Source organism: Hymenobacter coccineus (assembly GCF_001816125.1).
In the GTDB taxonomy this organism is placed as follows: domain Bacteria; phylum Bacteroidota; class Bacteroidia; order Cytophagales; family Hymenobacteraceae; genus Hymenobacter; species Hymenobacter coccineus.
Genome location: NZ_MDZA01000303.1, coordinates 1 through 377 on the forward strand (window position 1 = coordinate 1; position 377 = coordinate 377).

General features: G+C 61.0%; 1 protein-coding gene. It reads right to left on the reverse strand.

Annotated elements, in window-relative coordinates; translation table 11 throughout:
* Positions 1–32: 32 nt before the first annotated feature.
* Positions 33–377, reverse strand: a 345-nt coding sequence (locus BEN49_RS15665) for an integrase core domain-containing protein (protein ID WP_141765692.1), incomplete at its 5' end; no start/stop codon positions are given.

The following is a 377-nucleotide window of genomic DNA, read 5'->3' on the forward strand; positions in this document are numbered from 1 at the left end:
ACTGAGGTGGTCGGGTTTAAACGGACACAGAGCTAAGGTAGATTGAAAAGGTAGTGGAGTTCGATTTCGAGCGGGGTGCAGTAGCCTAGCGCAGAGTGCAAGCGCTGGGTATTGTAGTAGTGATCGAGGTATTCGGCCAGTTCTAAGCGGGCCTCTTCCAGGTCCGCAAAGCAGGACCCTCGGGGCAGTAGCTCCGTTTTGAGCGTGCTCCAGCCGCTCTCGGCCAGGGCGTTATCATAGGGATTACCGGGCCGACTCAGGCTGGCAATCGCCTGGGTGCGGTCGAGTAAGGTGGTAAAGGCGTCGCTGGTGTACTGGCTGCCGCGGTCGGCGTGCACGAGTAGGCCAGGCAGGGGCTGGCAGACGGCCACGGCCCG